The following is a 21,631-nucleotide window of genomic DNA, read 5'->3' as shown; positions in this document are numbered from 1 at the left end:
TTTCTGCCAATCTGCATTTCTGCGCCCCCCTTGCCATGCCGCTTCTCACCGATCTGAGCACCCACGTGGAATGGATAGACCCCGACGTCGTGCCGCGTCCGGTGGTGACGTTCGGCGCGTCGGGCATCGATATCGCGAGTATCGAAGCGGGCCCGGACCGATTGGAGAAGGACTTTCACCGCCACCGCAAGGGGCAGCTCATGATGTTGCTGCGCGGCGTGCTCACATGCGAGATCGAAGGCAGCCTGTGGATCGTGCCGCCGCATAGCGCGCTATGGGTGCCGGGCGATGTGATGCACAAAATCACGGCGGCGGGCACGATCGAGGTGTATGTCGCGTTTATCGATCCGGCGGCGACGTCGGCGCTTCCGGCGGCCTGTTGTGCGGTCACCACGACACCGCTCCTGCGCGAATTGGTGGTCCGATCGGCCACGCTGCCTGTGCGCTATCCCGAGGGCGGCCCCGAGTCGCATCTCGTCACGTTGTTGCTCGACGAACTCGCAGCGGCGCCGCTCGGCACGCTGAAGTTGCCGATGCCGACCGACAAGCGATTGCGCCGGATTGCCGAGGCCATCATGAAAGCGCCGGACGACCGGGGAACGATGCGGATATGGGCGCGTCGCGTGGGACTGAGCGAAAGGACGCTCGCGCGGCTGCTCACGCAGGAAACCGGCATGAGCTTCGGGCGTTGGCGACAACAACTGCAGTTGATGCTGGCCGTGAAATGGTTGAGCACGGGCTCATCGGTTCAGGAAGTCGCGGACGCGCTGGGTTATGAAAGCGCCGGGAGCTTCGTCACGATGTTCCGCAAGGCATTGGGCACGTCACCGGGCCGTTATGTCGCGGAACGTCGGGCGAGCGTCGGACGATCTGTAGAATCACGCGTTGAAATTCGCGTCGACCCATGTCGTGATCGGAGGCACTGGCGCAGTGCGTCCCGATTGCCGACGAACCGTGATAAATGCATGCAAACCGTAGCAGTCCTCGACTTTGAAACCACCGGCCTGTCGCCAACGCAAGGCGATCGGGCGACGGAAATTGCCGTCGTCCTTTTGCGTGACGGGAAGATCGTCGATCGCTATCAGAGCCTGATGAACGCCGGCAGGCGGATTCCGTCGGACGTCGCCGCGCTGACGGGCATCACGAATGACATGATCGCCGCGGCGCCGTCGGTATCCAAGGTGATGCGCGAAGCTGCGGAGTTTGTCGGGGCGTGTCCGGTGGTCGCGCACAATGCCGGGTTCGACAAGCGGTTCTGGCAGGCCGAATTGGCGTTGCTCGGCATGAAGGCCGACCACGCGTTTGCGTGCACCATGCTGGCGTCACGGCGCATCTACCCGCACGCCCAGAACCACCGGCTCTCCAGTCTGGCGCAGATGCTATGCCTGCCGCAAACCGGCCGCGCTCACCGGGCGATGGTCGATGCGGAAATGACGACGCATCTCTGGCATCGTCTGCAGAACGACATCGGGCGGACGTACGGCCTGGGGCACGTGGATCATGCGCTGATCTCGCGTGTGCAGACGACGAGCAAGGATAAGGTGCCGATGATGCTGCGTGCACTGGCGCAGGGACGGTAGACTTTTGAGCGCTGAGTGTGGCGTATTGCGAGCGGCGACAGGCTCCCGATCAACCCGAACCGATCGCCACGATCCCGACCAGCACGACCATCGCCCCGACGATACGGCGAGCGAGATGGTTTTCACGGAAGAGCCAGTATGCGAGGAGAGCGCCGACAACAATCGATGACTCGCGCAAAGGCGCGACAAGCGCCACCGGAGCGGTCTGCATGGCGGTGAGAACGAGGATGTAGGCCAGCGGGGAGAACACGGCCACGATGAGAATCGGCACAGCGTCAGCGCGCAGGACAGCTGAAATCCGATGCCGACGACGCAGCGCGATAGGGGCCAGGAACACGCTCTGCAACAGCAGCGTGCCGGCGTAGTAGCTCACGGGCGCCAAATGCCACGAGGTCACCGCATAGCTGTCCCAGAGGGTGTAGCTGGCGATGGCGGCGCCGGTGGCAGTCCCCCACAACACGCCCTGCAGTGGTTGGCGGCTCCCCCTTCTGAACGGGTTGCCGGTGACGACGAGGATACCTGTGACGATGAGAAGCGCGCCAAGCACGGCGACCCCGCTGACCCGCTCTCCCCGCAGAAGGACCGCGAACAGCATCGTGAGCATCGGTGCCGTGCCTCGGGCGACCGGATAAACCACGCCAAGCTCGGCCCGGTCGTATCCGTCCTGCAGGACCATGGAGTACGCGATGTGCAACGCGGCCGAGACTGCTGCGGCCACCGCGAGCCGCCAATCGAGCGCCTGCTGTCCCTTTACCATGAGCGCAATGCCAATCGGGACGCACCACAGCGTCGAGGCCCAGGTATAGGCCCAGACGAACAGCAAGGTATCCCCCCGCTTGTACTTCGAGGCCAGGTTCCACACCGCATGGGCGACTGCTGCGGCCAGAACCATCGCGACAATGGTGGGCTGCATCAAGAAATGTCGGGCAAGTCGATGCCTGCCCGCTCTGCCCTGCGGCTGCGCTCCGGGTCGCGTAGCGCAATGGCGGCGACCAGCGCGTCAATGACGACGAGTTGAGCCAATCGGCTGCCCGCCGCGGCCATCTGCGCCGGCAGGGGCACACCGCCGACGACGAGGGCGACGTCAGCGAGGTTCGCCAGCGGCGTGCTGTACTGGTTGGTGATGGCAATGAGCGAGGCCCCGGCGGAGGCAGCCGCATCGGCGACGGCAAGCGTCGTCGAGGTGCGCCCCGTCGAGCTGACGGCGATCACGACATCGCCGGGGCCGAGGAGACGCGTCGCGATCATGGCCGACAAATGGTCCGGGATGCTGATGGTCGTCACGCCGACCGCACGTAGCCGGAAGACGGCATCGGCGGCAACCGTCGCTGAAGGGCCGGCCCCGAATGCGATCACCTGTCGCGCGGACAGGATCGTATCGACCGCCTGGTCGAACGCAGGGAGTTCGACGGCCCCGCCGAGTGCGGTCAGGGCGTCGGTGCCTGCGCGAATGGAGGTCTCCAGCACTGTGGCCGACGTCGCGTCCGCGGCGAGTGCTTCAGGCGGCGCGAAGAACCGTGTAGTGCCGCGTGCGCGGGCGATCTCGATCTTGAGCTCGGTGAACCCGCCGAACCCAATCGCACGCGCGGCCCGGACCACGCTCGGCGGCGAAACGCCGGCCCGAGCAGCCACCTGCGCGGCCGTGCTCGCGCCGACGAACAAGGGATCGGCAAGCAGAAGAGCGACTACCTTTGCCTCGCTGGCGGCGAGATCGCCACTGCGGGCCTGGATGCTCCCAAGCCATTGCCCGAGGCGCCCCTCTTCGCTTGAAATTTTATTACCATTATCATTATTCATTTGTAATATGTTACATACTCTATGCGAAGCACACAACCATTGCGCGGACAAGCGCGCTGCAACGACGCCACAGGAGTCCTTTCATGAATACCGAAACCCTTACCTCCGTCGCTGTCGTGGGTCCGGGTGCCATCGGCACCACGATCGCGGCTGCGCTGCACGAAGTCGGCCGCACACCGTTGCTATGCGGCCGCACGTCCCGCGATCATCTGACGTTGCAGGATGGCGAACGCGACATCACCATTCCCGGTCCCGTCCAGACGGATCCCAGACAGATCGATCACGCGGTCGATCTCGTCTTTCTCGCGGTCAAGACGACACAGACCGAGGCGGCGGTGGACTGGCTTGCCGCGTTGATCGGTCCGGAGACCGTTGTGTGCGTTCTGCAAAACGGGGTTGAACAGTTGGAGAAGGTCACCCCACATTTCCCGGACGCGCGGATAGTCCCCGCTGTTGTGTGGTTTCCTGCGCAGGCGCAATCGGATGGCTCGGTGCGCTTGCGCGGCGATGTGCACCTCAGCTTGCCGGACACACCGGCTTCCCGCGTGGCGGCGGAGGCGCTGCAAGGCACCCGATGTTTCGTTGAGCTGGCCGAGGATTTCAGATCTCTAGCCTGGCGCAAGCTGCTGCAGAACGCGGCGGCCGGACTCATGGCGCTCACGCATCGTCGCTCGGGCATGTTCGCCCGGTCCGACATCTCCAGGCTCACCCTGGACTATCTGCAGGAATGTCTGGCCGTGGCGCGTGCCGAGGGTGCTGAACTTGGCGACGAGGTGCCGCGGGCGATCCTCGACAAGTTCCTGGCGGCACCCGCCGACATGGGCACGTCCATCCTGACGGATCGAGAAGCTGGCCGGCCACTCGAATGGGAGGTTCGCAACGGTGTTGTCTCACGCCGCGGCCGGGCTCACGGCATCCCGACACCCATCAGCGACGTGTTGGTGCCGCTCCTTGCCGCCGCGAGTGACGGGCCTGGCTGATCTGATCCTGCGGACCAGGCTCGCGCTGTCCCGCCTCTTCATCCTCGCCCTCGCCACGATCTGGCGATTCAGGACGTCGCTCTGGCGCTGGACACTCAAGCGTATGGCATTATCGTCAGGGAATAGTTTTCCTTCTACATCGGCCGCATTCGGTTGAATGCCGGCCTTTCAGCGCGCAATGACGACTAAAGAAAATTTCATCGCCGCACTGGCAATCACGCTTTTGATTCCATCCGTCTCCCTTGCTGACAGCAGAAATGGAGAGCGAATCTTCTTGTCGAGGTGCGCTATGTGCCACGGAACCGATATTAAAGGCACAGGGCCATTGGCTAAAAAGAGTGTCCCTCCTACGCCCGATCTCACAACACCCGCTTTCCGTCAACGCCTGGTCGCTTACCCAGGCGTCATTGTCTCGTCCGTAATACTCCGTCCAAACGGGGATCTGATTCCCAGGACATTACGAGAAAACGGCACAAGGTTGCCTGCATTCACATGGACAGTTAAGGATTTCCGCGATCTGAATGAATATATGACTGGCGTAATTTCTCGAAGTCGATGAACGCATGGACGCGGCCCGTCGCCAATCGAAGCAAACAACCGGTCAAGACGCGCAACTTAAGAGTTACCGACATCGCCGTCCGACCGGTTGGTGCTAGCAAAGCGCATTTGATATTCACGTGGCGTCAGACCGGTTTTGCGTTTAAAGAGCTGCCGAAACGTGCTGACGTCACCATATCCGACACGCTGACTCACCTCATCAAATTCGATTGGTTTCGATTCGAGCAGTTGCTTTGCCACTTCGATGCGAAGGCGCTGGAGGTATTCCAATGGCGCCAAACCCACTGCCTGTTTGAAGCGTCGGTTAAGCGTACGTTCGCTTACAGCCAGATGTTCGGCAAGCTTTCGCAGTTGAATACCGTGCTGAAGCGTCACCTCCATACGCTGCTGAGCCCTGGCGACAAGCGTATCGGTGTGCCCATGCTCGCCCAGGAGCTTGGCATACGAGGCCTGAGAGATTCGATTCATATCGATCAATAGCGCCTTTGCGGTCATTGACGCTAGTTTCTCGCCACCAAACATTTCGACCAGCCGTATGGCGAGATTGAGATACGAGGTAACCGCCCCGCTCGAAACAATGCCGTCTTGCGACATCAGAACTTCTTGTGCTCGCAGTGAAACTCTGGGATAGCGCCGCGTAAAGTCGGCCGCCTTCGACCAATGCGTTGTGGCGGCGCGACCATCCAAAAGTCCCGCTTCGGCAAGCAGGTAGTTCCCGGTACAGTACGCGGCCATCACGGCCCCTGCTTTGTGTTGACTGCGGATCGCAGAAAGCAGTGAACTCAATTGCGCTTCTCGAGCGAGAAATTCCTCCATGTCGGAAAAGAATGGCGCGGTGAGCAGGACCGCATCTGCGCGCCGGCGCGGCTCGATCTTTCCGTCTACCGCAATACTCTGACCCGAGGCAGCTTTGACTTCTCGGCCATCGAGCGACTCGACTCGCCACTCGAATCTGGACGAACGCATGGCCGCCCCTGCGCTCAAGTGATTCGCGGCATTGAAAACATCGATCGGCCCGGCAACACCGGAGGCAAGAATCCCGTCGTAGACCCAAATTCGGATGGTAGTCATCGCAATGTCCGATATACCCTCAAAAGAGGCAATCCTGCCACTCCCACGCAAGTTTGCAAAGCGGGATGATCTAGGCTCGGAACAACCGATGAGAGGACACCACCATGCCAATGATCGACGCGCTCATTCCCGCAGATAGCCTGACTCCCGCAGCGGAGGCGCAACTTTTTAGAGAACTGACCGATATTCTGATCAAAGCCGAAGGATACGATCCGGGCAGTCAGATCGCTCGTGGCGTAACGGTACTCAATCTTCATCGACCTGCAGGGGTGTTCGTCGGTGGCGAGCCGTCCAAGTTGCCGCGTTATCGAATCGTTCCTACGGTTCCCGAGGGTCAATACACCGATGAATCTCGTAAAGCGCTGGTTCGAGAAATAACGGAAGCTTTCGCTCGCGCCGAGAACACGACATTTGAAGATATCGCCCCCCGTGTTTGGGTATTCCCCACCGAAATTCCCGACGGACAATGGGGCAGCAGAGGCACCATTCGGACAGTTCCCGACATCCACGCCATGCTCGTCAATGATCCGAGCAAGAGAAGCGTGGGAGAAGCGCGGCTCGCTCGGAGGCGGCGCGAGAAAGCCCGTTCGATGCTCGAAGCCACTCTCGACGCCGTGCGCCATGGGACCGTCGAGGCCGACCGCGATAGCGCATGCATGATGAAAAACACACAGCCAGAAGCCTTATAAGTCTTGGACTTAGGCTTAAGGTTGCGCAGTGCTGTGTCGGTAATCACCGTCTCGAAAATGCTTTTTGTACTCGCTTAACAGCTTTCCTGTCTCACCCGCCAGCCCAAGCAGTGGAACGACGAGATCGGCTCCCGCATCCCCTTGACGAACGGTCAGTGCGGCCCGCTACAAGGCATTTCCCGCTTCAGTCGCCGCGGTCGACTTTCTTCGCAGGACCATCGTCAACGCAATCACCGCCAGTGCGAGCGGCATGAACGAGACCCAGAGCACGGTGTCCCAGCCATAGGCGGACAGCAGGCCACCGGACGAGAACGAGCCAATCGCCATCAGGCCGAACACGATGAAGTCGTTGAACGACTGCACGCGCGTCTTCTCCTCGGGCCGATGGCATTCGAGCACCATTGCCGACGCCCCAAGGAATCCGAAATTCCAGCCCAGCCCGAGCAGGACCAGCGTCCCCCAGAAATGCGCCACGTCAACGCCGCCCAGCCCAACGCCGGCGGACAGGCCCGTCAGCAACAAGCCAGCCATCGCCACACGGCCTGCGCCGAAGCGGGTGATCAGAGAGCCGGTGAAGAAACTGGGCGCGTACATCGCGATGACGTGCCATTGCATGCCCAGATTGGCCGACGCCTGCGAATGCCCACAGATGTGCATCGCCAGGGGCGCGGCCGTCATCAGGAAGTTCATCAACATGTAGGAAACCGCACCGCCGATCGCCGCGGCGATGAAGCGCGGCTGAAGTGCGATGCTCCTAAGTCGCCGACCGCCCGCCACATCCGCCCTGTTCGGCATCGGCAACCGGACCCCACGCAGGATGACCGCCGAAATCGCCGCGACGGCAGCCTGCACCAGGAAGGTGAGCGCGAACATGTGCGGGGGCCACAGGTCCATGGTCCAGGTCACCAGTTGTGGCCCCACGACGCCCGCGGCCACGCCCCCGGCCATGACGAGCGACAGTGCACGCGCGCGCCGGCCTGGCGCCACCCCGTCGGCAGCCGCAAAGCGGAACGACAGCACCACGGCTGCGTAGCTGCCACCAAAGAAGGTCGCCAGACAGAACAGCCAGAACGACCCCAAGATGACCGCCAGCATGGCCAGCAGGCCGGTCAGCACGCCGGCCCCCGTCCCCAGCAGAAAGGCGGCACGCCGGCCATGTCTTCGGGTGATGGTCCCCATGGGCAGGATGCACGCCGCCATGCCCACCACGAAGATGGAGATCGGCAGCGTGGCCAGCATCGGTGTAGGCGCCAGCATGTCGCCGACGATGGCCCCGGTGGCATAGACCACCACCGAGTTCGCGCCGGCCAGCGCCTGGGCGATGGACAGGCGCCATATGTTTGCGCTCTGGACCTCTTCCGGGAGCACGGCAGACGAATTCGCCGCAGGAGTAGTCGTGTTTTGCGTCATTGGTTCCCCATGGTCAGCACCATGCGGTACTTGACGTTGCCGGACTTCTTCCGCTGATAGGCCTCGCCCGCCCGCTCCAATGGCATGACCTCGATGTGCGGCCGCACATGCACCAACACGCTGAAGTTCAGCGCCTTTTCGTTGTCGTAGGGCGTGCCGGTGATCGATCCCAGGATGCTGCGCTGGCCACCGACCAGCAGGCCCGCAGGGACCTGCAGCGGACTCTTGCCCGGGTTGAGCACGACCAGTCGCCCTTCCGGAGCCAGGCCCCCCAGCAATGCCGACACGGTCTCGGCATGGTCGATCATGGTTACGATGGCCTGTGCTCCGTCCATGCTCTTGAGCGTGGCTGCGGCGTCTTCCTCGCGGTTGTCGATGTAGACGTGTGCGCCCAGCGCCAGGGCATCCGCGGCGACATCGCTGCCGCGTCCGATGGCAATCACCTTGAAGCCCATGCTGCGTGCGTACTGCAGCGCCATGTGCCCCAGGCCACCGATGCCCAGGATGGCCACCGTGTCGCCCGCCTGGGCGCCGCACTTCTTCAGCGCGTTGAAGGTGGCAAGGCCCGCGCACAGGATCGGCGCGGCTTCCTCGGCATTGAGTTCGTCCGGAATCGACACCAGGCCCGTGCTGCGCGCCAGCATCATCTCGGCATAGCCGCCATCGCAGGTGGCGCCGACGATCGGCTGGTTCTGGCACAGCTGGAAACGTCCCTGGCGGCACTGGACGCATTCATTGCAATGGCCGCCGAGGCGGCCCACGCCCACGCGCTGGCCGACCTTCCAGATCAAGGGCGTGCCAGTGCCCAATGCCACGATGCGCCCGACCACCTCGTGGCCCGGCACGCGCGGTGGCTGGGTCGCGGGGTTGGCCTTCTCGATGTCGGCGGCGTCCGCCCCGCAGATGCCGCAGGCCTCCACCTGGATCAGGACTTCGCCAACACCCGGCTGGGGCGTCTCTCGCTCCACAAGCTCCAGCACGCCTGGGCTGCTGACCTGCATGGCCCGATAGCTTGTCTTCATTTCCGTCTCTCCAGTGTTTTCATCCCATCCAATTCATGGGACGGATATGTCAATGCAAAAGGGAACTGGCCGCGTTGGGGGCCGTCAGCACCTCAACGCCTCGCCGGGCGGCATCCACCGCGCCCGCGAGGTATCCGGAAAACTCCGGCGACCATTCGCTCGCGATGCCAATGAGTTGGTTTCGCCACGTACCGGAAAGCGCCGTCGGAAGCAGTTGCAGGGACTGATGCAAACCCGGACGCTGGTCAGCGGCCACCGCGGTATAGGGGTCGCTCGCCCAATCCTTGAGGAGCTCCACCTGAGGCAAAGCCGCACTGCTGCCAAACAATCGCACCAACTGGGCGCGACAGTGATTGAACAGGTCTGCTTCCGCTACCTGGGCCCGCACGTGCGCGGGCACGCCGAGGAACCCGAACAGCGCGGCGTGGCCGCCCTCGGACGATGCATCGTGGATCTCGGTCAGAGGCCCCACGGAACTGCGCGCTTCGCCGGAGAGTCCCTGCTCGCGCCAAAACGGCTTGTCGAAGACCGCCACGTACTTGGCATGCGGAGCCATCCAGGTCGCGCAGTTTTTCCATTGCTGCACCAGCGCGTGCGGGAGCGTCGGCGTGAAGTCGAGCGCGTGGACTGCGAGACGCGGAGGCACGGCCAGCAGGACATGAGCCACGCGATAAACGACTGGGCGCCCCAGCATGTCGTCGGCCTGTACTTCGACGCCCTCGCCTCCCAAGTGCACCAGGCGCTTGACATGGCAGCCGCAGATGAGCCGGTCGGCCGTCAGCCGATCGCGCAGGGCTTCGATCAGTGCGTCCATACCACCCACCACCCGCAGTGAGGCTGGAGCAGAGCGATAACCGTTGACACGGCTGGGCCTGTGCACGCTGGAGCGTTCAACCAGCATGTCTCCGGCCTCATGCTGTTCGAAGGTGGCAAGACCAAGCTCATCCACCAATCGCGCGAGGCCCGGCTGCAGATCGGGCCAGAACCAGGTCGCGCCGAGGTCAAAACGCCCGATGTCGGACGGTGATCCAGCGTCGCCCGTATCACTGCCTCGGGGCATGGACAGGATCCTGCCCCCCAAGGTCTCGCGCGCCTCGAGCAGCACGTAATCCCGCATGCCACGCTCTTCGAGCAATGCGGCCGCGTACAGACCGCTCAGACCGCCACCGATGATGGCTACTCTCGCCTTCAGCATGGAATACCTTTCTCTCTGGCATGGGCCGAGAGATGCCCTGTCTTGAGATACATCGTGGCTCCGGCGTCGCCCGCCACGAGATCGGGATGCTCACCTGGAGGCAGCCGTATCCAACTGCCACGGTCGTACCGATGTGCGCCTTCGTGCAAGGCGCCCTCCAGCACCAGTATTTCCGAGCCTTCGACCGGTCCGGAGCAAACGCGGACGCCCGCCGGCAGGCGTTCCATCGACACGAGCTCGATCTGGTCTGCGAACAGCAGACAAGCCGCACGTCCACCCCGAACCGTCCACGCCGAAGCGTCGCGGGTGTCGATGCGCACACGCCGGCTCTCGCTGGCACGCATCTGCCACAGCTTGACGAAGATGACGGCCCCCACTTCGCTGGAGGGTTGGTGGCTGGAGCCCGGCGGATTGCGCATGTACCAGCCGGCGGGATAATGCTCCCCGCCTTCGGAGAAGGTGCCGGACAGCACCAGGATCTCCTCGCCACCGGGGTGTTGATGGCGAGGGAATTGCGATCCAGGTGCATAGCGCACGATGCTGGTCGCCCGGGCCTTTTCACCGCCCAAGCGGTCCAGCATGACACGCTCGACGCCCGGCTGCGGCGAGTCCACCCAGCGGTACTGGTGGGGCTCTACTGCGGCGCGCAGCGAAAGATCTGCATTGACGAGCATGGATGTTCTTCAAGAATCGGGAGGACGTTGGCTGGGAAGATCGGCGCCAGGCAACACCTCCCTCACGACTTACGCCTTCGGTACCTTCGCGCGTCAGTTGCGACCAGCCATCACGCCGCCGTCCACGTCCCAGACCGCGCCAGTCACCCAACCCGCCTTGTCCGACAGGAGGAAGGTGACGACTTCGGCAACGTCTTGCGGGAAACCGACGCGACCGATCGGATGGAATCTGTTGAAGCCCTGCAGCGCACTGTGCACTTCGGCCTTCGGGATGAAGCCCTCATAGATCGGGGTATGAACCACTGCGGGCGAGACCGCGTTGACGCGGATGTGCTTCGGTGCCAGCTCCATGGCCAGATGCTGGGTCAGCGAATGGAGGCCGGCCTTGGCCATGGAGTAGGCGGACGACGGCGTGGCGGCGATGGCTTGCTTGGCCCACATCGAACCGATGTTGACGATGGCACCCGGGCGGCCCTTGGCGACAAGGTTGGCGGCAACCTTCTGTGTGATGAAGAAGAACGCCTTATTCAGCTTCATGTACTGGTCGTAGTCCGCGTCCTGGTGTTCCAGGAAGGGCTTGGGGAAGAACACGCCCGCTGCATTGACCAGTAGGTCGATGTCGGAATGCTGTTCGTCGATGGCCTTGATGAGTGCTGCCACGCCTTCATCGCTGCCCAGGTCCGCCGTCAGCGCTGCAACCTGACCCAGCGCGGCCAGTTCCTGGCGAGCCGCTTCGGTCTTGTCCGCACGATGGCCCGCGACCACGACGGAGCCGCCTTCGGCGAGGACCATCCTGGCCGTTTGCAAGCCCATGCCGCTGGTGCCGCCGACGACCAGCAACTTCTTACCCCTGAACTGATTGCTCATCTGAACTCTCTCTTTCCCGCCCGCTGACAGGCCTTGGTTGAAATAAACAAGGGACAGGCGGTCTTCACGCTCAATGTCCATACAAAGCGCTTCGCCTCGTTTGCAAGAAAAGCTATGTATGAAGATCGATGCCAAGAAACTCCCAGAGCCTTGCGCATCACGAGATGCCTACCCTTATTCAGATCAAATTCTTCGCGAATTCGGGAACTGTGACAAATGAGATAAAGTGTCAATCATTGAAAGAAGATCTTTATCGCTATGAAGCTGCCAGTTCACCTGAATGCCTTGCGTGCGTTCGAAGCTAGCGCCCGGTACCAGAGTTTTTCTGCCGCGGCGCAGGAACTCAGCGTCACGCCGGCGGCCGTCGGCCAGTTGGTTCGGGGCCTGGAGGAATGGCTGGGCACGCCTCTGTTCATCCGGAGTACCAGCGGCCGGGCCAGGCTTGTGACCACCGACGCTGCGTTGTGCGCCCTGCCCGACATACGGGCCGGCTTCGACCGACTGGCCCTGGGCCTGGAGCGGCTCAAGGAAAGTGCGGCTGCCGGCGTGTTGACCGTGACGGTCAGCCCCGCGTTCGCCGCCAAATGGCTGCTGCCGCGCTTCGAGCGATTCCAGGCCATCTGCCCCGACACGGATGTGCGCCTTGAAACCAGTCTCAAGCCCGTGGACTTCGTGGCCCAGCGGGTAGACATTGGCGTGCGCTACGGCACTGGCACCTGGCCGGGATTGGCGGCGGAGAGGTTGATGGGCGAAGAGATATTCCCAGTGTGCTCGCCCGAGCTGTTGCGGCAGAACCGGAGTCTGCACAAGCTTGGCGGCATCACCCAGGTCACCTTGATCCACGACTTGTCGATGGATGGCCATGCAGGCTTCCCCACCTGGGAGAAGTGGCTCAAGAAAGCCAAAGTTACCGATGTCGTCACATCGCGCGGCATGAAGATCAACAACTCGGCAGCAGTCCTGCAAGCAGCGATTGAGGGCCGAGGTATCGCACTCGCGCGCAGCGCCATGGCCCACGATGATCTGGCGGCGGGGCGGCTGGTGCGGTTGTTCCCGGAGATCCAGTATGAATCCGAGTTGGCCTACTACGTCGTATACCGTCCCGAGCGCGCCAGCCTGCCACGGCTCGTCACTTTCCGGGATTGGTTGATGCGAGAAGCCACATTGCAAGACCCGGCGTCCGTCAAATAGATGCGGACACGATGCGGCTAGGTACTGAAATTCACCATATCTCCGTGAAGCATACTCATGGAGTCAAGGGTGGAACACTTACCGCAAGCATCCAACATCGCCGGCATCGACGCCGGCCGCCCCCTCCCGTTGCCGGGCACGGAAGGCTATGAGGCACTGCCGCAGTTTCCAAAGCGCAGCGCTCTTCCTTTCCGGCGCACGATCCGCCACCAGAAACTGCGGCAGATCGTCCCCCTGGCCGAAACAACGATCTACGAAATGGAGCGCCGCCGCGAGTTCCCGCGCCGCTTCAACCTGACGCCGCGCGGCGTCGTGTGGGACTTGGCCGAAGTGAAAGCATGGGTCGAAGCGCGCAAGCAAGTTCCTCGCGCTGGCGTCTCGAAATCGGATGTCCGCCAACGAAAAACCCGCCCTGTCCGGGTGGGTCCGAGCGAGGCATGAGGCCGGGTAACGGCTCTCATCCAACCAAGGCTTCCAGTGCCTTGGACGCCGCGCGCGGCAAGCGCCGCCCCTCCTTCCGCCACATTGACCTGCAAGGCCAGCATAGAGGTTTTCTCCTGTTCTTTTGACGGCTTTTACCGTCAGGGTTCAGGAGACCCGCTGATGCCCGGAAAGCCGCATGAAACAAGCTTTCCCGAGAAGGCTTTTACCGTCAAAGACGGTAAAAGCCTCAATAGTGAACGAGAGTGTCTTAATTGCGCATCAATTCTTACCGTCAGCGCTACCGTCAACCGTTTTTGCTGGCCGGCGATAGCCATCGATAGTTTACGCGACGCATTTTTTATAAATCAATACGTTACGACAGATTTATCGATAGCTGGCGATAGTCCTTGAAGGACCTAAATTCACTCCCACTCGATTGTCGCAGGCGGCTTGCCCGAGATATCGTAGACGACCCGGTTCAGGCCGCGCACTTCGTTGATGATGCGGTTCGAGACCTTGCCGAGCAATTCGTGCGGCAGGTGGGCCCAGTGCGCCGTCATGAAGTCTTGCGTCTGCACAGCGCGCAGCGCCACGACCCATTCGTATGTGCGGCCATCGCCCATCACCCCCACGCTCTTGACCGGCAGGAACACCGCGAACGCCTGGCTCGTAAGCTCGTACCACGTCTTGCCGCTGTTCGGCTCGACCGTGTTACGCAACTCCTCAATGAAGATCGCATCCGCGCGACGCAGCAGATCAGCGTAATCGCGCTTCACTTCGCCCAGGATCCGCACGCCCAGACCCGGGCCCGGGAACGGGTGGCGGTACACCATGTCGTGCGGCAGGCCCAGCGCCACGCCCAACTCGCGCACTTCGTCCTTGAACAGATCGCGCAACGGCTCCAGCAGTTTCAGACCCAACGTCTCCGGCAAACCACCCACGTTGTGGTGGCTCTTGATCGTCGTCGCCTTCTTCGTCTTCGCACCACCCGATTCGATCACGTCCGGATAGATCGTGCCCTGCGCGAGCCACTTCGCATTCTTCAGCTTCTTCGCTTCGGCCTGGAAGACTTCCACAAACTCGCGGCCGATGATCTTGCGCTTCTGCTCCGGATCGGTCACCCCCGTCAGATGCCCCATGAACTGCTCGGAAGCATCCACGTGCACCACCTTCGCGTGCAGACGGCCCTGGAACATGTCCATCACCATCTGACCTTCGTTCAGACGCAGCAGACCGTGATCGACGAACACGCACGTCAGTTGATCGCCGATCGCGCGGTGAATCAGCGCGGCCGCCACACTCGAATCCACACCGCCCGACAGCCCCAGAATCACTTCCTCGTCGCCCACCTGCTCGCGAATCGCCTGCACGGCTTCCTCGATGTGGTCGCGCATGATCCAGTCCGGCTTCGCACCCGCAATCTCCAGCACGAAACGCTCGAGCAGCTCACGTCCCTTCACGGTGTGCGTGACTTCCGGATGGAACTGCACGGCATAGTAATGACGCTTCACATCGGCCATCCCGGCGATCGGACAGCTCGGCGTGGACGCCATCAGCGCAAAACCCTCCGGCAGTTGCGTCACCTTGTCGCCATGACTCATCCAGACCTTGAGCATGCCGTGGCCCTCGGCCGTACGGAAATCCTCGAGGCCGTCGAGCAGCGGCGTATGACCATGCGCGCGCACTTCGGCATAACCGAATTCCCGATGGCTGCTGGCCTCGACCTGACCGCCCAACTGCACCGTCATCGCGAACATGCCGTAGCAAATGCCCAGCACCGGCACGCCCAGATCCCACACGGCCTGCGGCGCACGCAGGTCCTGGTCTTCATACGTGCTCGCGTGGCTGCCCGACAGAATGACCGCCTTCGGATTGAATTCGCGGATGAATTCGTCCGTAACGTCGTTCGGATGGATCTCGCAATAGACGTGCGCTTCGCGAACGCGGCGTCCGATAAGCTGGGTGACTTGCGAGCCGAAGTCAAGAATGAGGATTTTGTCGTGCATCGTGAGGTACGGATGAAGTGGATTCGTTGGACGTCGGCGCCGTGTCGGAAGACACGGGCGTGACAATGCCGGTGGCGCCCACAGGCGCGACCGGCGTGGTGTGGGCGGAAGCGCCCGCAGGTGTTTCCATGCGCGGCTCTGCGCGCCGGCCATGGGTGTCGCCGTCGACCACCCGGGCATCGGAGTCGTGGCCGGCATCGCGCGGATCACGGCGAGTGTCGCTCACGACCCCGCCCCGCACGCGTTCGCCCGCCTGCTGCGCCGCCAGCACGCGCTCTTTCGTGCGCACGCTCGACGCCAGCTTGACGAGAATGGCGCCGATCACCAGCAACACGGCGCCGAGCGCAGGCATCAACAACTTGCCCCCGCCCGTGACCGTCAGTTGGCCGGAAATCAGCCAACCCAGCACGAACGCACCGGTCACCCAGTTGATGTGCCCCGTCACTTTCGCGACGGTCGCCGTCAACTGACCGTTCACGGTGGCGTGCCATTGCAGCCAGGCCACGCCGATGAAGGCCACACCGAGCGCCTGCGCATACAACACAGGCGACGGCGCAGGCACTTCAATGGCCGCGTACAGCGATGACCAGAACGACGCGATCAGCAGCACACCGAGTGCCAGATTGAGCGCTGCATCAAGGAACAGAACCGTACGCAACATGGCCTTCATGGCGATTACTCCACGTGGTAGTTGGGGGCTTCCTTCATGATCTGGACGTCGTGCACGTGCGATTCGCGCATGCCCGCGGCCGTGATTTCGACAAACTCAGCCTTCTCGTGCAGATCCTTGATCGTCGGGCAACCCAGATAGCCCATCGACGAACGGATACCGCCGGTCAACTGATGCAGGATGGCATTCACACTCCCCTTGTACGCCACGCGACCTTCGATGCCTTCAGGCACCAGCTTGTCGGCGTTATTGGCCGGATCCTGGAAGTAACGGTCAGCCGCGCCATCCTTCATCGCGCCCACCGAACCCATGCCACGGTAGCTCTTGTACGAGCGGCCCTGATACAGGAACACTTCGCCCGGGGCTTCTTCCGTGCCCGAGAACATGCTGCCCATCATCACGGTGTGCGCGCCAGCGGCCAGCGCCTTGGCAACGTCGCCCGAGTAACGGATGCCACCGTCGGCGATCAGCGGAACGTCCGGATGCTTGAGTTTGAGAGCTTCGGCCACATTCGCGATGGCCGTGATTTGCGGCACACCCACACCGGCCACGATACGCGTCGTGCAGATCGAACCCGGCCCGATACCGACCTTGACGGCGTCCGCCCCATGCTCGACCAGCGCCAGCGCGGCACTTGCCGTGGCGATGTTGCCACCGACCACTTCGATTTGCGGAAAGTGCTTCTTGACCCACTGCACACGGTCCAGCACGCCCTGGCTATGGCCATGAGCCGTGTCGACCACGATCACGTCGACGCCCGCCGCAACCAGCAGTTCGACACGCTCTTCATTATCCTGACCTACCCCGACGGCAGCACCGACGCGCAGCTTGCCGTGCTCGTCCTTGCTTGCGAGGGGATACTCGGTCGCCTTCGTGATGTCCTTGACGGTCATCAGGCCGCGCAGTTCGAAAGCGTCGTTCACCACCAGCACGCGCTCGAGGCGATGATCGTGCATCAGACGTTCGGCGTCGGCCGGGGAAGCGCCCTCCCGCACCGTGATGAGCTTGTCCTTCGGCGTCATGATCACGCGCACCGGCTCGTCCAGGCGGCTTTCGAAACGCAGGTCACGGTTGGTGACAATACCGATGAGTTGTGCGCCTTCCACGACCGGGAAGCCGGAAATACCATGCTGGCGCGACAGGGCGATCACGTCGCGCACCTTCATGTGCGGCGGAATCGTGATCGGATCGCGCAGAACGCCAGACTCAAAACGCTTGACCTTCGAGACTTCCCGCGCCTGCTCGGCCGGCTTCAAATTCTTGTGAATGATGCCGATACCGCCCTGTTGCGCCATGGCAATGGCCAGACGCGCTTCGGTCACCGTATCCATGGCGGCCGACAGCAAAGGCATGTTCAGGGTGATGTTGCGCGTGAGCTTGGTTTTCAGGCTGGTGTCGCGCGGGAGAACGGCGGAGTACGCCGGGACGAGGAGCACGTCATCGAAAGTGAGTGCTTTTTGGATCAGACGCATGGCAAATCCTATAGGCGCAAAACCGAATTATACAGAAATCGCGCGCGGCATGGAGCGTCCGCCCCACATGTCAAGGGGCTTTTTCCCCGAGAACCGGCTCGACAAGTCGGCACCCCTCAAGGGCCCTCCGAATGCCGGATTTCACAATAGACGGGCCCGCCCCCCATGCTATTCTTGCGCCCTCCCTGCACCGGCCGGACCGGCACAGCCTCCGGCCAACGTGCACATGCCACCGGCCCGGCGCGATCATCGACGAACAAGCGCAGGCCACGGCCGAACGCCGCCATCTCGGCACCACGGACCATCAGGAACCACGGACACGCATCTCATGGGGCAAGGCATTTCTTACGGACTGGCGGCAGGGGCGCTGTGGGGGCTGGTTTTCCTGGCCCCTCGGCTACTGCCCGGGTTCTCGCCGCTGGAACTGTCGGCCGCACGCTATGTGCTCTACGGCGTCGTATCGGCAGCGCTGCTCGCCCCGCTCTGGGCGCGCTTGCGTCATTCGGTGACCACAAACGACTGGCGGGCGTTATTCCGCCTGAGTCTGGTCGGGAATCTGGTCTATTACCTGTTCGTCGCTGGCTCGGTACAGATGGCCGGCATCGCGCCGGCGTCGCTGATCGTCGGCGTGCTGCCCGTGACGGTAACTCTCGTCGGCAGCCGGGATCATGGCGCCCTGTCCCTGTCCCGTCTGGCCGGCCCGCTCCTGCTGGTCGCCGCCGGCATCGTCTGTATCAATGTGGATGTGTTCGCGCACACAACGCAAAGCGGCGGAGACTGGCGTCTGACGCTCGCGGGCGTCGCCTGTGCCGTGGGCGCCCTCGCCAGTTGGACGTGGTATGCGGTGGCCAACGCCCGCTATCTGGCGCGCTTCGGACACTTCACCAGTCAGGAATGGTCGCTGTTGACAGGCGTGGCGACCGGTGCGCTGGCATTGGCACTCGCCATCGCGGCTGCGTTCGTGCCCCATCCGATTACCACCGACGCGCCACGCGACTGGCAGATGTTCCTGCTCGTGAATATCGCGGTGGCGGTCGGAGCGTCGACCATCGGCAATGCATTCTGGAACGCCGCGAGCCGGCGCCTGCCGCTCACGCTGTCAGGCCAGTTGATCGTGTTTGAAACGCTGTTCGCGCTGTTGTATGGTTTCGTCTACGAGCATCGCCTGCCGCGTCTGCTCGAAGTCGCCGCCATGGTGCTGTTGCTCGCAGGGGTCAGCGCGTCGGTGCGTTTGCATTCGCGAGGGGCCGCGCATTGAGAAAACGGCTCGCTGCACGAGGCGGTGGGCCAGGGTAGCCGGCAGCCGCCCTAGCCAACAGGCGTAGGGCAACGACACGGGTGGGTGGCTAGCGGCCACCGAGTTGTCCGGCATATTGGAGTATCGGAGGCCCGAAGAACTTAGGGGTCTGGCGTATCGCCGTGGCGTAGCGAAGCGGCGCGCAGCTCAACCGCTGCGGCGGCTACCGAGCCACTTCTGCCCTTCGCGGCTTCCCTCGTTGCGCACCTTCTCGACGCGCCGCTGGCGCGCCACCTTCGGGTCAGCCTTGAGCGGACGGTAGATTTCGACACGATCGCCGGCCTCGACGGCGGCGTCCAGCGCACGGACTTTGCCGAACACGCCGGTCTTCATCCGCGTCAGATCGAGCTCAGGAAACCGCTGCAGCAAACCGCTGCGCTCGACGGCATCGCGAACGGTAGCCCCCTCGGGCAAGTCCAACGTAACGATGGCCTGCTCAGCCGGCAGCGCATAGCAGACTTCCACCTTCAGCTCACTTGACATACACGGTCTCCGCGCGTTTGACGAAGGCGTCGACGAACGTATTCGCGATGTGACTGAAGACCGGCCCGATGACCTTCTCCAGCAGGAAATTCGCAAACTCGTAGTGCAGGCTGAATTCGATCTTGCACGCGTTTTCGCGCAGCGCGGTGAATTTCCACGTGCCGTGAAAACGCTTGAACGGCCCTTCGACGAAGGTCATCTGAATGGAGTGCGGACGCTCCTGGATATTGCGTGTCGCGAACGAATGCTTCAGGCCCTTGAAGTCGATGATCAACGATGCCTCCATGCTGTGCTCGTCCTGATGTCGAATCTCGACACCACCGCACCACGGCAGGAACTTGGGATAGTCGGCGACATTGGTCACCAGATCGTACATCTGCGCTGCCGAGAAATGCACGAGAACGGTTTTACTGACTTCGGCCATCGTCTGTCGGGCGAAGCAGGCATGGACGCGCCGGGTATCGATCTGTCATCGATCCATCGATGGTCCGCCTCTTGCCGAGACTCTTTGTTAAAATCACCATTTTACCCGAGCCCGCCTCACCGGGTCCGACCAAGTTACCCGTCAAGGATCCATGAGTATCATCGACAACAGGAAAGCCTTCTTCGACTACTTCATCGAGGAGCGATACGAAGCCGGGATCGCACTCGAGGGATGGGAAGTCAAGGCCATTCGCGCCGGGCGGGCACAGATCAAGGAAGGCTACGTCGTCATCAAAGAAGGCGAGATCTTTCTGATCGGCACGCACATCAGCCCACTGCCCACGGCATCGACGCACATCAAGCCCGACCCGGTGCGCACGCGCAAGCTGCTGCTCAAAGCGGACGAGATCAAGAAGCTCGTCGGCAAGGTGGAGCAGCGCGGCTACACGCTCGTGCCGCTGAACCTGCACTACAGCAAAGGACTCGTCAAAGCCGAGATCGGCCTGGCCAAGGGCAAGAAACTGCACGACAAGCGCGAGACCGAGAAGAAACGCGACTGGGAGCGCGAAAAGGCACGACTCATGCGCACGCCGACCTGAACGGCGGCCTGAGCGCGGCGCGATGCACAAGACGGCGCCGGCATGCGGCACTATCAAAAAAAGAAACGGCCCGAATGGGCCGTCTTTTGTGAAAGTGGCGCGGCCATGGAAGACGCGCACCTGAATCTGCCGTCACCGCCGCGCGCCGCACGGCGCTCCCCCCCTGCGATGACTCGCCGGCCCGCTGGGGCCGATCAACTCAGCGGCGAACGTTCGAATTCCCGAAGCCACCGACACCGCCGCCGCTGCCACCATCGCCGGCAACGGCCGAGCCGCCTTCCGAACCGCGGACGATCTTGAGCGCCGCGGCGATCATACCGCTCATATCGGTCAGATTGCCCGGCACGATCAGCGTGTTGTTCGTTCTGGCGATCTTGCTGAACGCATCGACATACTGCTCCGCGACCTTCAGATTGACGGCTTCCATGCCGCCTTGCGTCTGAATCGCCGTCGCGATCTTGTGGATGGCCTCGGCATTGGCCTCCGCCACTGCCAGAATCGCCGCCGCCTCGCCCTGCGCCTGGTTGATTGCCGCCTGACGCTCGCCTTCGGACTTCTGAATCGCCGCTTCGCGTGCGCCCGACGCCAGGTTGATCTGCTCCTGTTTCTTGCCTTCCGACGCCGCGATCAGCGCACGCTTCTCGCGCTCGGCCGTGATCTGCGCCTGCATGGCGTGCAGAATTTCCTTCGGCGGCGTCAGATCCTTGATCTCGTAGCGCAGGACCTTCACCCCCCAGTTCGACGCCGCTTCGTCGAGCGCATTCACCACGCTATGGTTGATGAACTCGCGCTCCTCGAACGTCTTGTCGAGCTCCAGCTTGCCGATCACGCTACGCAGCGTCGTTTGTGCGAGCTGCGTGATGGCGACGATGAAGTTGCTCGACCCGTAAGACGCCTTCATCGGATCCGTCACCTGGAAGTACAGAATGCCGTCGACCTGCAACTGCGTGTTGTCCTTGGTGATACAAATCTGACTCGGCACGTCGAGCGGCACTTCCTTGAGCAGATGCTTGTACGCCACCCGATCCACGAACGGCACGACGATCGACAGACCCGGTGTGAGTGTCGCGTGATACTTGCCCAGACGCTCCACTACCCAGGCATGCTGCTGCGGCACGATCTTGATCGAGCGCGCGGCAATGATCACCGCGATGATGAAGATGATGAACGCAACGTTGGATAGATCGAACATAGTTTCCCCTGATGCGCCCGCCTTGCCGGCAG

The 21,631-nt window shown here is 62.5% G+C and carries 22 protein-coding genes and 1 pseudogene; 9 read left to right on the top strand and 14 right to left on the bottom strand.

Features of this window, described 5'->3' with window-relative positions; all coding sequences use genetic code 11:
* Positions 1-35: 35 nt before the first annotated feature.
* A pseudogene (locus RO07_RS26805) lies at positions 36-782 on the top strand (AraC family transcriptional regulator); the annotation flags it as partial.
* 183 nt (positions 783-965) lie between these two features.
* Positions 966-1,580 (top strand): 3'-5' exonuclease, encoded by a 615-nt coding sequence (locus RO07_RS11665; protein WP_039415171.1) that lies wholly within the window; start codon positions 966-968, stop codon positions 1,578-1,580.
* Between the two features lie 49 nt (positions 1,581-1,629).
* Here the strand turns inward: RO07_RS11665 and RO07_RS11660 are convergent, their stop codons facing one another.
* Both RO07_RS11660 and RO07_RS11655 read right to left on the bottom strand, forming a co-directional pair.
* Entirely contained in the window at positions 1,630-2,493 is an 864-nt protein-coding gene (locus tag RO07_RS11660) for a DMT family transporter (RefSeq protein ID WP_039410887.1), read from the bottom strand.
* A complete protein-coding gene (locus RO07_RS11655; RefSeq protein WP_039410885.1) occupies positions 2,493-3,377 on the bottom strand; it encodes a MurR/RpiR family transcriptional regulator in 885 nt (294 codons plus the stop codon). Before RO07_RS11655 ends, RO07_RS11660 begins: the two co-directional genes overlap by 1 nt.
* Before the next feature lie 83 nt (positions 3,378-3,460).
* On the opposite strand from RO07_RS11655, the gene RO07_RS11650 reads away from it, so the two are divergent.
* Positions 3,461-4,357: an oxidoreductase gene (locus RO07_RS11650; RefSeq protein ID WP_039410883.1), complete on the top strand. Its 897-nt coding sequence runs from the start codon at positions 3,461-3,463 to the stop codon at positions 4,355-4,357.
* Positions 4,358-4,535: 178 nt separating this feature from the next.
* Positions 4,536-4,916, top strand: a complete 381-nt coding sequence (locus RO07_RS26570) for a c-type cytochrome (RefSeq protein ID WP_072637198.1) — start codon at positions 4,536-4,538, stop codon at positions 4,914-4,916.
* Positions 4,917-4,972: 56 nt separating this feature from the next.
* On the opposite strand, the gene RO07_RS11640 is transcribed toward RO07_RS26570, so the two are convergent.
* Positions 4,973-5,986 carry a GlxA family transcriptional regulator gene (locus RO07_RS11640; RefSeq protein ID WP_039410881.1) on the bottom strand — a complete coding sequence of 338 codons (1,014 nt, stop codon included), beginning with the start codon at positions 5,984-5,986 and terminating at the stop codon, positions 4,973-4,975.
* A 104-nt stretch (positions 5,987-6,090) separates the two neighbouring features.
* On the opposite strand from RO07_RS11640, the gene RO07_RS11635 reads away from it, so the two are divergent.
* On the top strand, positions 6,091-6,675 hold the full coding sequence (locus RO07_RS11635; protein ID WP_052267212.1) for a tautomerase family protein: 585 nt from the start codon (positions 6,091-6,093) through the stop codon (positions 6,673-6,675).
* Positions 6,676-6,840: 165 nt separating this feature from the next.
* Here the strand turns inward: RO07_RS11635 and RO07_RS11630 are convergent, their stop codons facing one another.
* The 5 genes from RO07_RS11630 to RO07_RS11610 all read right to left on the bottom strand — a co-directional run bounded on the left by RO07_RS11630 (position 6,841) and on the right by RO07_RS11610 (position 11,843).
* The gene (locus RO07_RS11630; RefSeq protein ID WP_039410879.1) at positions 6,841-8,085 is read right to left on the bottom strand and encodes an MFS transporter; all 1,245 of its coding nucleotides are present in this window, start codon (positions 8,083-8,085) and stop codon (positions 6,841-6,843) included.
* Complete coding sequence (locus RO07_RS11625; RefSeq protein WP_039410877.1) at positions 8,082-9,107, bottom strand: alcohol dehydrogenase; 1,026 nt, start codon at positions 9,105-9,107, stop codon at positions 8,082-8,084. Before RO07_RS11625 ends, RO07_RS11630 begins: the two co-directional genes overlap by 4 nt.
* 49 nt (positions 9,108-9,156) lie before the next feature.
* Entirely contained in the window at positions 9,157-10,302 is a 1,146-nt protein-coding gene (locus RO07_RS11620) for a flavin monoamine oxidase family protein (protein ID WP_039410874.1), read from the bottom strand.
* A complete protein-coding gene (locus RO07_RS11615) occupies positions 10,296-10,976 on the bottom strand; it encodes a cupin domain-containing protein (RefSeq protein ID WP_039410872.1) in 681 nt (226 codons plus the stop codon). The genes RO07_RS11620 and RO07_RS11615 overlap by 7 nt, the downstream gene beginning before the upstream one ends.
* A gap of 93 nt (positions 10,977-11,069) precedes the next feature.
* On the bottom strand, positions 11,070-11,843 hold the full coding sequence (locus tag RO07_RS11610; protein WP_039410870.1) for an SDR family NAD(P)-dependent oxidoreductase: 774 nt from the start codon (positions 11,841-11,843) through the stop codon (positions 11,070-11,072).
* Between the two features lie 258 nt (positions 11,844-12,101).
* Here RO07_RS11610 and gcvA point away from each other — a divergent pair, with 258 nt between their 5' ends.
* The gene (gene gcvA / locus RO07_RS11605) at positions 12,102-13,034 is read left to right on the top strand and encodes a transcriptional regulator GcvA (RefSeq protein WP_039410867.1); all 933 of its coding nucleotides are present in this window, start codon (positions 12,102-12,104) and stop codon (positions 13,032-13,034) included.
* Between the two features lie 57 nt (positions 13,035-13,091).
* The gene (locus RO07_RS11600; protein WP_039410864.1) at positions 13,092-13,475 is read left to right on the top strand and encodes a helix-turn-helix transcriptional regulator; all 384 of its coding nucleotides are present in this window, start codon (positions 13,092-13,094) and stop codon (positions 13,473-13,475) included.
* A 404-nt stretch (positions 13,476-13,879) separates the two neighbouring features.
* On the opposite strand, the gene guaA is transcribed toward RO07_RS11600, so the two are convergent.
* Genes guaA through guaB form a run of 3 tightly spaced genes read right to left on the bottom strand, consistent with a single transcriptional unit; the run spans position 13,880 to position 17,605 of the window.
* Positions 13,880-15,463 (bottom strand): glutamine-hydrolyzing GMP synthase, encoded by a 1,584-nt coding sequence (gene guaA / locus RO07_RS11595; protein ID WP_039410863.1) that lies wholly within the window; start codon positions 15,461-15,463, stop codon positions 13,880-13,882.
* On the bottom strand, positions 15,438-16,133 hold the full coding sequence (locus tag RO07_RS11590) for a hypothetical protein (RefSeq protein ID WP_052267211.1): 696 nt from the start codon (positions 16,131-16,133) through the stop codon (positions 15,438-15,440). Before RO07_RS11590 ends, guaA begins: the two co-directional genes overlap by 26 nt.
* A 5-nt stretch (positions 16,134-16,138) precedes the next feature.
* Entirely contained in the window at positions 16,139-17,605 is a 1,467-nt protein-coding gene (gene guaB / locus RO07_RS11585) for an IMP dehydrogenase (protein WP_039410860.1), read from the bottom strand.
* A gap of 328 nt (positions 17,606-17,933) precedes the next feature.
* Between guaB and RO07_RS11580 the strand changes: the two genes are divergently transcribed.
* On the top strand, positions 17,934-18,863 hold the full coding sequence (locus RO07_RS11580; RefSeq protein ID WP_039410858.1) for a DMT family transporter: 930 nt from the start codon (positions 17,934-17,936) through the stop codon (positions 18,861-18,863).
* Positions 18,864-19,049: 186 nt separating this feature from the next.
* On the opposite strand, the gene RO07_RS11575 is transcribed toward RO07_RS11580, so the two are convergent.
* Positions 19,050-19,385 carry an RnfH family protein gene (locus RO07_RS11575; protein ID WP_039410855.1) on the bottom strand — a complete coding sequence of 112 codons (336 nt, stop codon included), beginning with the start codon at positions 19,383-19,385 and terminating at the stop codon, positions 19,050-19,052.
* Complete coding sequence (locus RO07_RS11570; RefSeq protein ID WP_039410854.1) at positions 19,375-19,809, bottom strand: type II toxin-antitoxin system RatA family toxin; 435 nt, start codon at positions 19,807-19,809, stop codon at positions 19,375-19,377. Before RO07_RS11570 ends, RO07_RS11575 begins: the two co-directional genes overlap by 11 nt.
* A 151-nt stretch (positions 19,810-19,960) precedes the next feature.
* On the opposite strand from RO07_RS11570, the gene smpB reads away from it, so the two are divergent.
* Positions 19,961-20,407, top strand: coding sequence for an SsrA-binding protein SmpB (gene smpB / locus RO07_RS11565; protein WP_039410851.1), 447 nt, complete (start codon positions 19,961-19,963; stop codon positions 20,405-20,407).
* A 199-nt stretch (positions 20,408-20,606) separates the two neighbouring features.
* Here the strand turns inward: smpB and RO07_RS11560 are convergent, their stop codons facing one another.
* A complete protein-coding gene (locus tag RO07_RS11560) occupies positions 20,607-21,599 on the bottom strand; it encodes an SPFH domain-containing protein (RefSeq protein ID WP_039410849.1) in 993 nt (330 codons plus the stop codon).
* Between the last annotated feature and the right edge of the window lie 32 nt (positions 21,600-21,631).

It is taken from the genome of Pandoraea pulmonicola (assembly GCF_000815105.2).
Taxonomy (GTDB): Bacteria; Pseudomonadota; Gammaproteobacteria; order Burkholderiales; family Burkholderiaceae; genus Pandoraea; species Pandoraea pulmonicola.
Note: the sequence above shows the minus strand (reverse complement) of the source record. Positions and strands in the feature narration are given on the sequence as shown.

Bases quoted from the DNA above. Each gene is read 5' to 3' on its own strand.
- RO07_RS11665 (WP_039415171.1), top strand. From the start codon at position 966: ATGCAAACCGTAGCAGTCCTCGACTTTGAAACCACCGGCCTGTCGCCA.
- RO07_RS11660 (WP_039410887.1), bottom strand. From the start codon at position 2,493: ATGCAGCCCACCATTGTCGCGATGGTTCTGGCCGCAGCAGTCGCCCAT.
- RO07_RS11655 (WP_039410885.1), bottom strand. From the start codon at position 3,377: ATGAATAATGATAATGGTAATAAAATTTCAAGCGAAGAGGGGCGCCTC.
- RO07_RS11650 (WP_039410883.1), top strand. From the start codon at position 3,461: ATGAATACCGAAACCCTTACCTCCGTCGCTGTCGTGGGTCCGGGTGCC.
- RO07_RS26570 (WP_072637198.1), top strand. From the start codon at position 4,536: ATGACGACTAAAGAAAATTTCATCGCCGCACTGGCAATCACGCTTTTG.
- RO07_RS11640 (WP_039410881.1), bottom strand. From the start codon at position 5,986: ATGACTACCATCCGAATTTGGGTCTACGACGGGATTCTTGCCTCCGGT.
- RO07_RS11635 (WP_052267212.1), top strand. From the start codon at position 6,091: ATGCCAATGATCGACGCGCTCATTCCCGCAGATAGCCTGACTCCCGCA.
- RO07_RS11630 (WP_039410879.1), bottom strand. From the start codon at position 8,085: ATGACGCAAAACACGACTACTCCTGCGGCGAATTCGTCTGCCGTGCTC.
- RO07_RS11625 (WP_039410877.1), bottom strand. From the start codon at position 9,107: ATGAAGACAAGCTATCGGGCCATGCAGGTCAGCAGCCCAGGCGTGCTG.
- RO07_RS11620 (WP_039410874.1), bottom strand. From the start codon at position 10,302: ATGCTGAAGGCGAGAGTAGCCATCATCGGTGGCGGTCTGAGCGGTCTG.
- RO07_RS11615 (WP_039410872.1), bottom strand. From the start codon at position 10,976: ATGCTCGTCAATGCAGATCTTTCGCTGCGCGCCGCAGTAGAGCCCCAC.
- RO07_RS11610 (WP_039410870.1), bottom strand. From the start codon at position 11,843: ATGAGCAATCAGTTCAGGGGTAAGAAGTTGCTGGTCGTCGGCGGCACC.
- gcvA (WP_039410867.1), top strand. From the start codon at position 12,102: ATGAAGCTGCCAGTTCACCTGAATGCCTTGCGTGCGTTCGAAGCTAGC.
- RO07_RS11600 (WP_039410864.1), top strand. From the start codon at position 13,092: ATGGAGTCAAGGGTGGAACACTTACCGCAAGCATCCAACATCGCCGGC.
- guaA (WP_039410863.1), bottom strand. From the start codon at position 15,463: ATGCACGACAAAATCCTCATTCTTGACTTCGGCTCGCAAGTCACCCAG.
- RO07_RS11590 (WP_052267211.1), bottom strand. From the start codon at position 16,133: ATGAAGGCCATGTTGCGTACGGTTCTGTTCCTTGATGCAGCGCTCAAT.
- guaB (WP_039410860.1), bottom strand. From the start codon at position 17,605: ATGCGTCTGATCCAAAAAGCACTCACTTTCGATGACGTGCTCCTCGTC.
- RO07_RS11580 (WP_039410858.1), top strand. From the start codon at position 17,934: ATGGGGCAAGGCATTTCTTACGGACTGGCGGCAGGGGCGCTGTGGGGG.
- RO07_RS11575 (WP_039410855.1), bottom strand. From the start codon at position 19,385: ATGTCAAGTGAGCTGAAGGTGGAAGTCTGCTATGCGCTGCCGGCTGAG.
- RO07_RS11570 (WP_039410854.1), bottom strand. From the start codon at position 19,809: ATGGCCGAAGTCAGTAAAACCGTTCTCGTGCATTTCTCGGCAGCGCAG.
- smpB (WP_039410851.1), top strand. From the start codon at position 19,961: ATGAGTATCATCGACAACAGGAAAGCCTTCTTCGACTACTTCATCGAG.
- RO07_RS11560 (WP_039410849.1), bottom strand. From the start codon at position 21,599: ATGTTCGATCTATCCAACGTTGCGTTCATCATCTTCATCATCGCGGTG.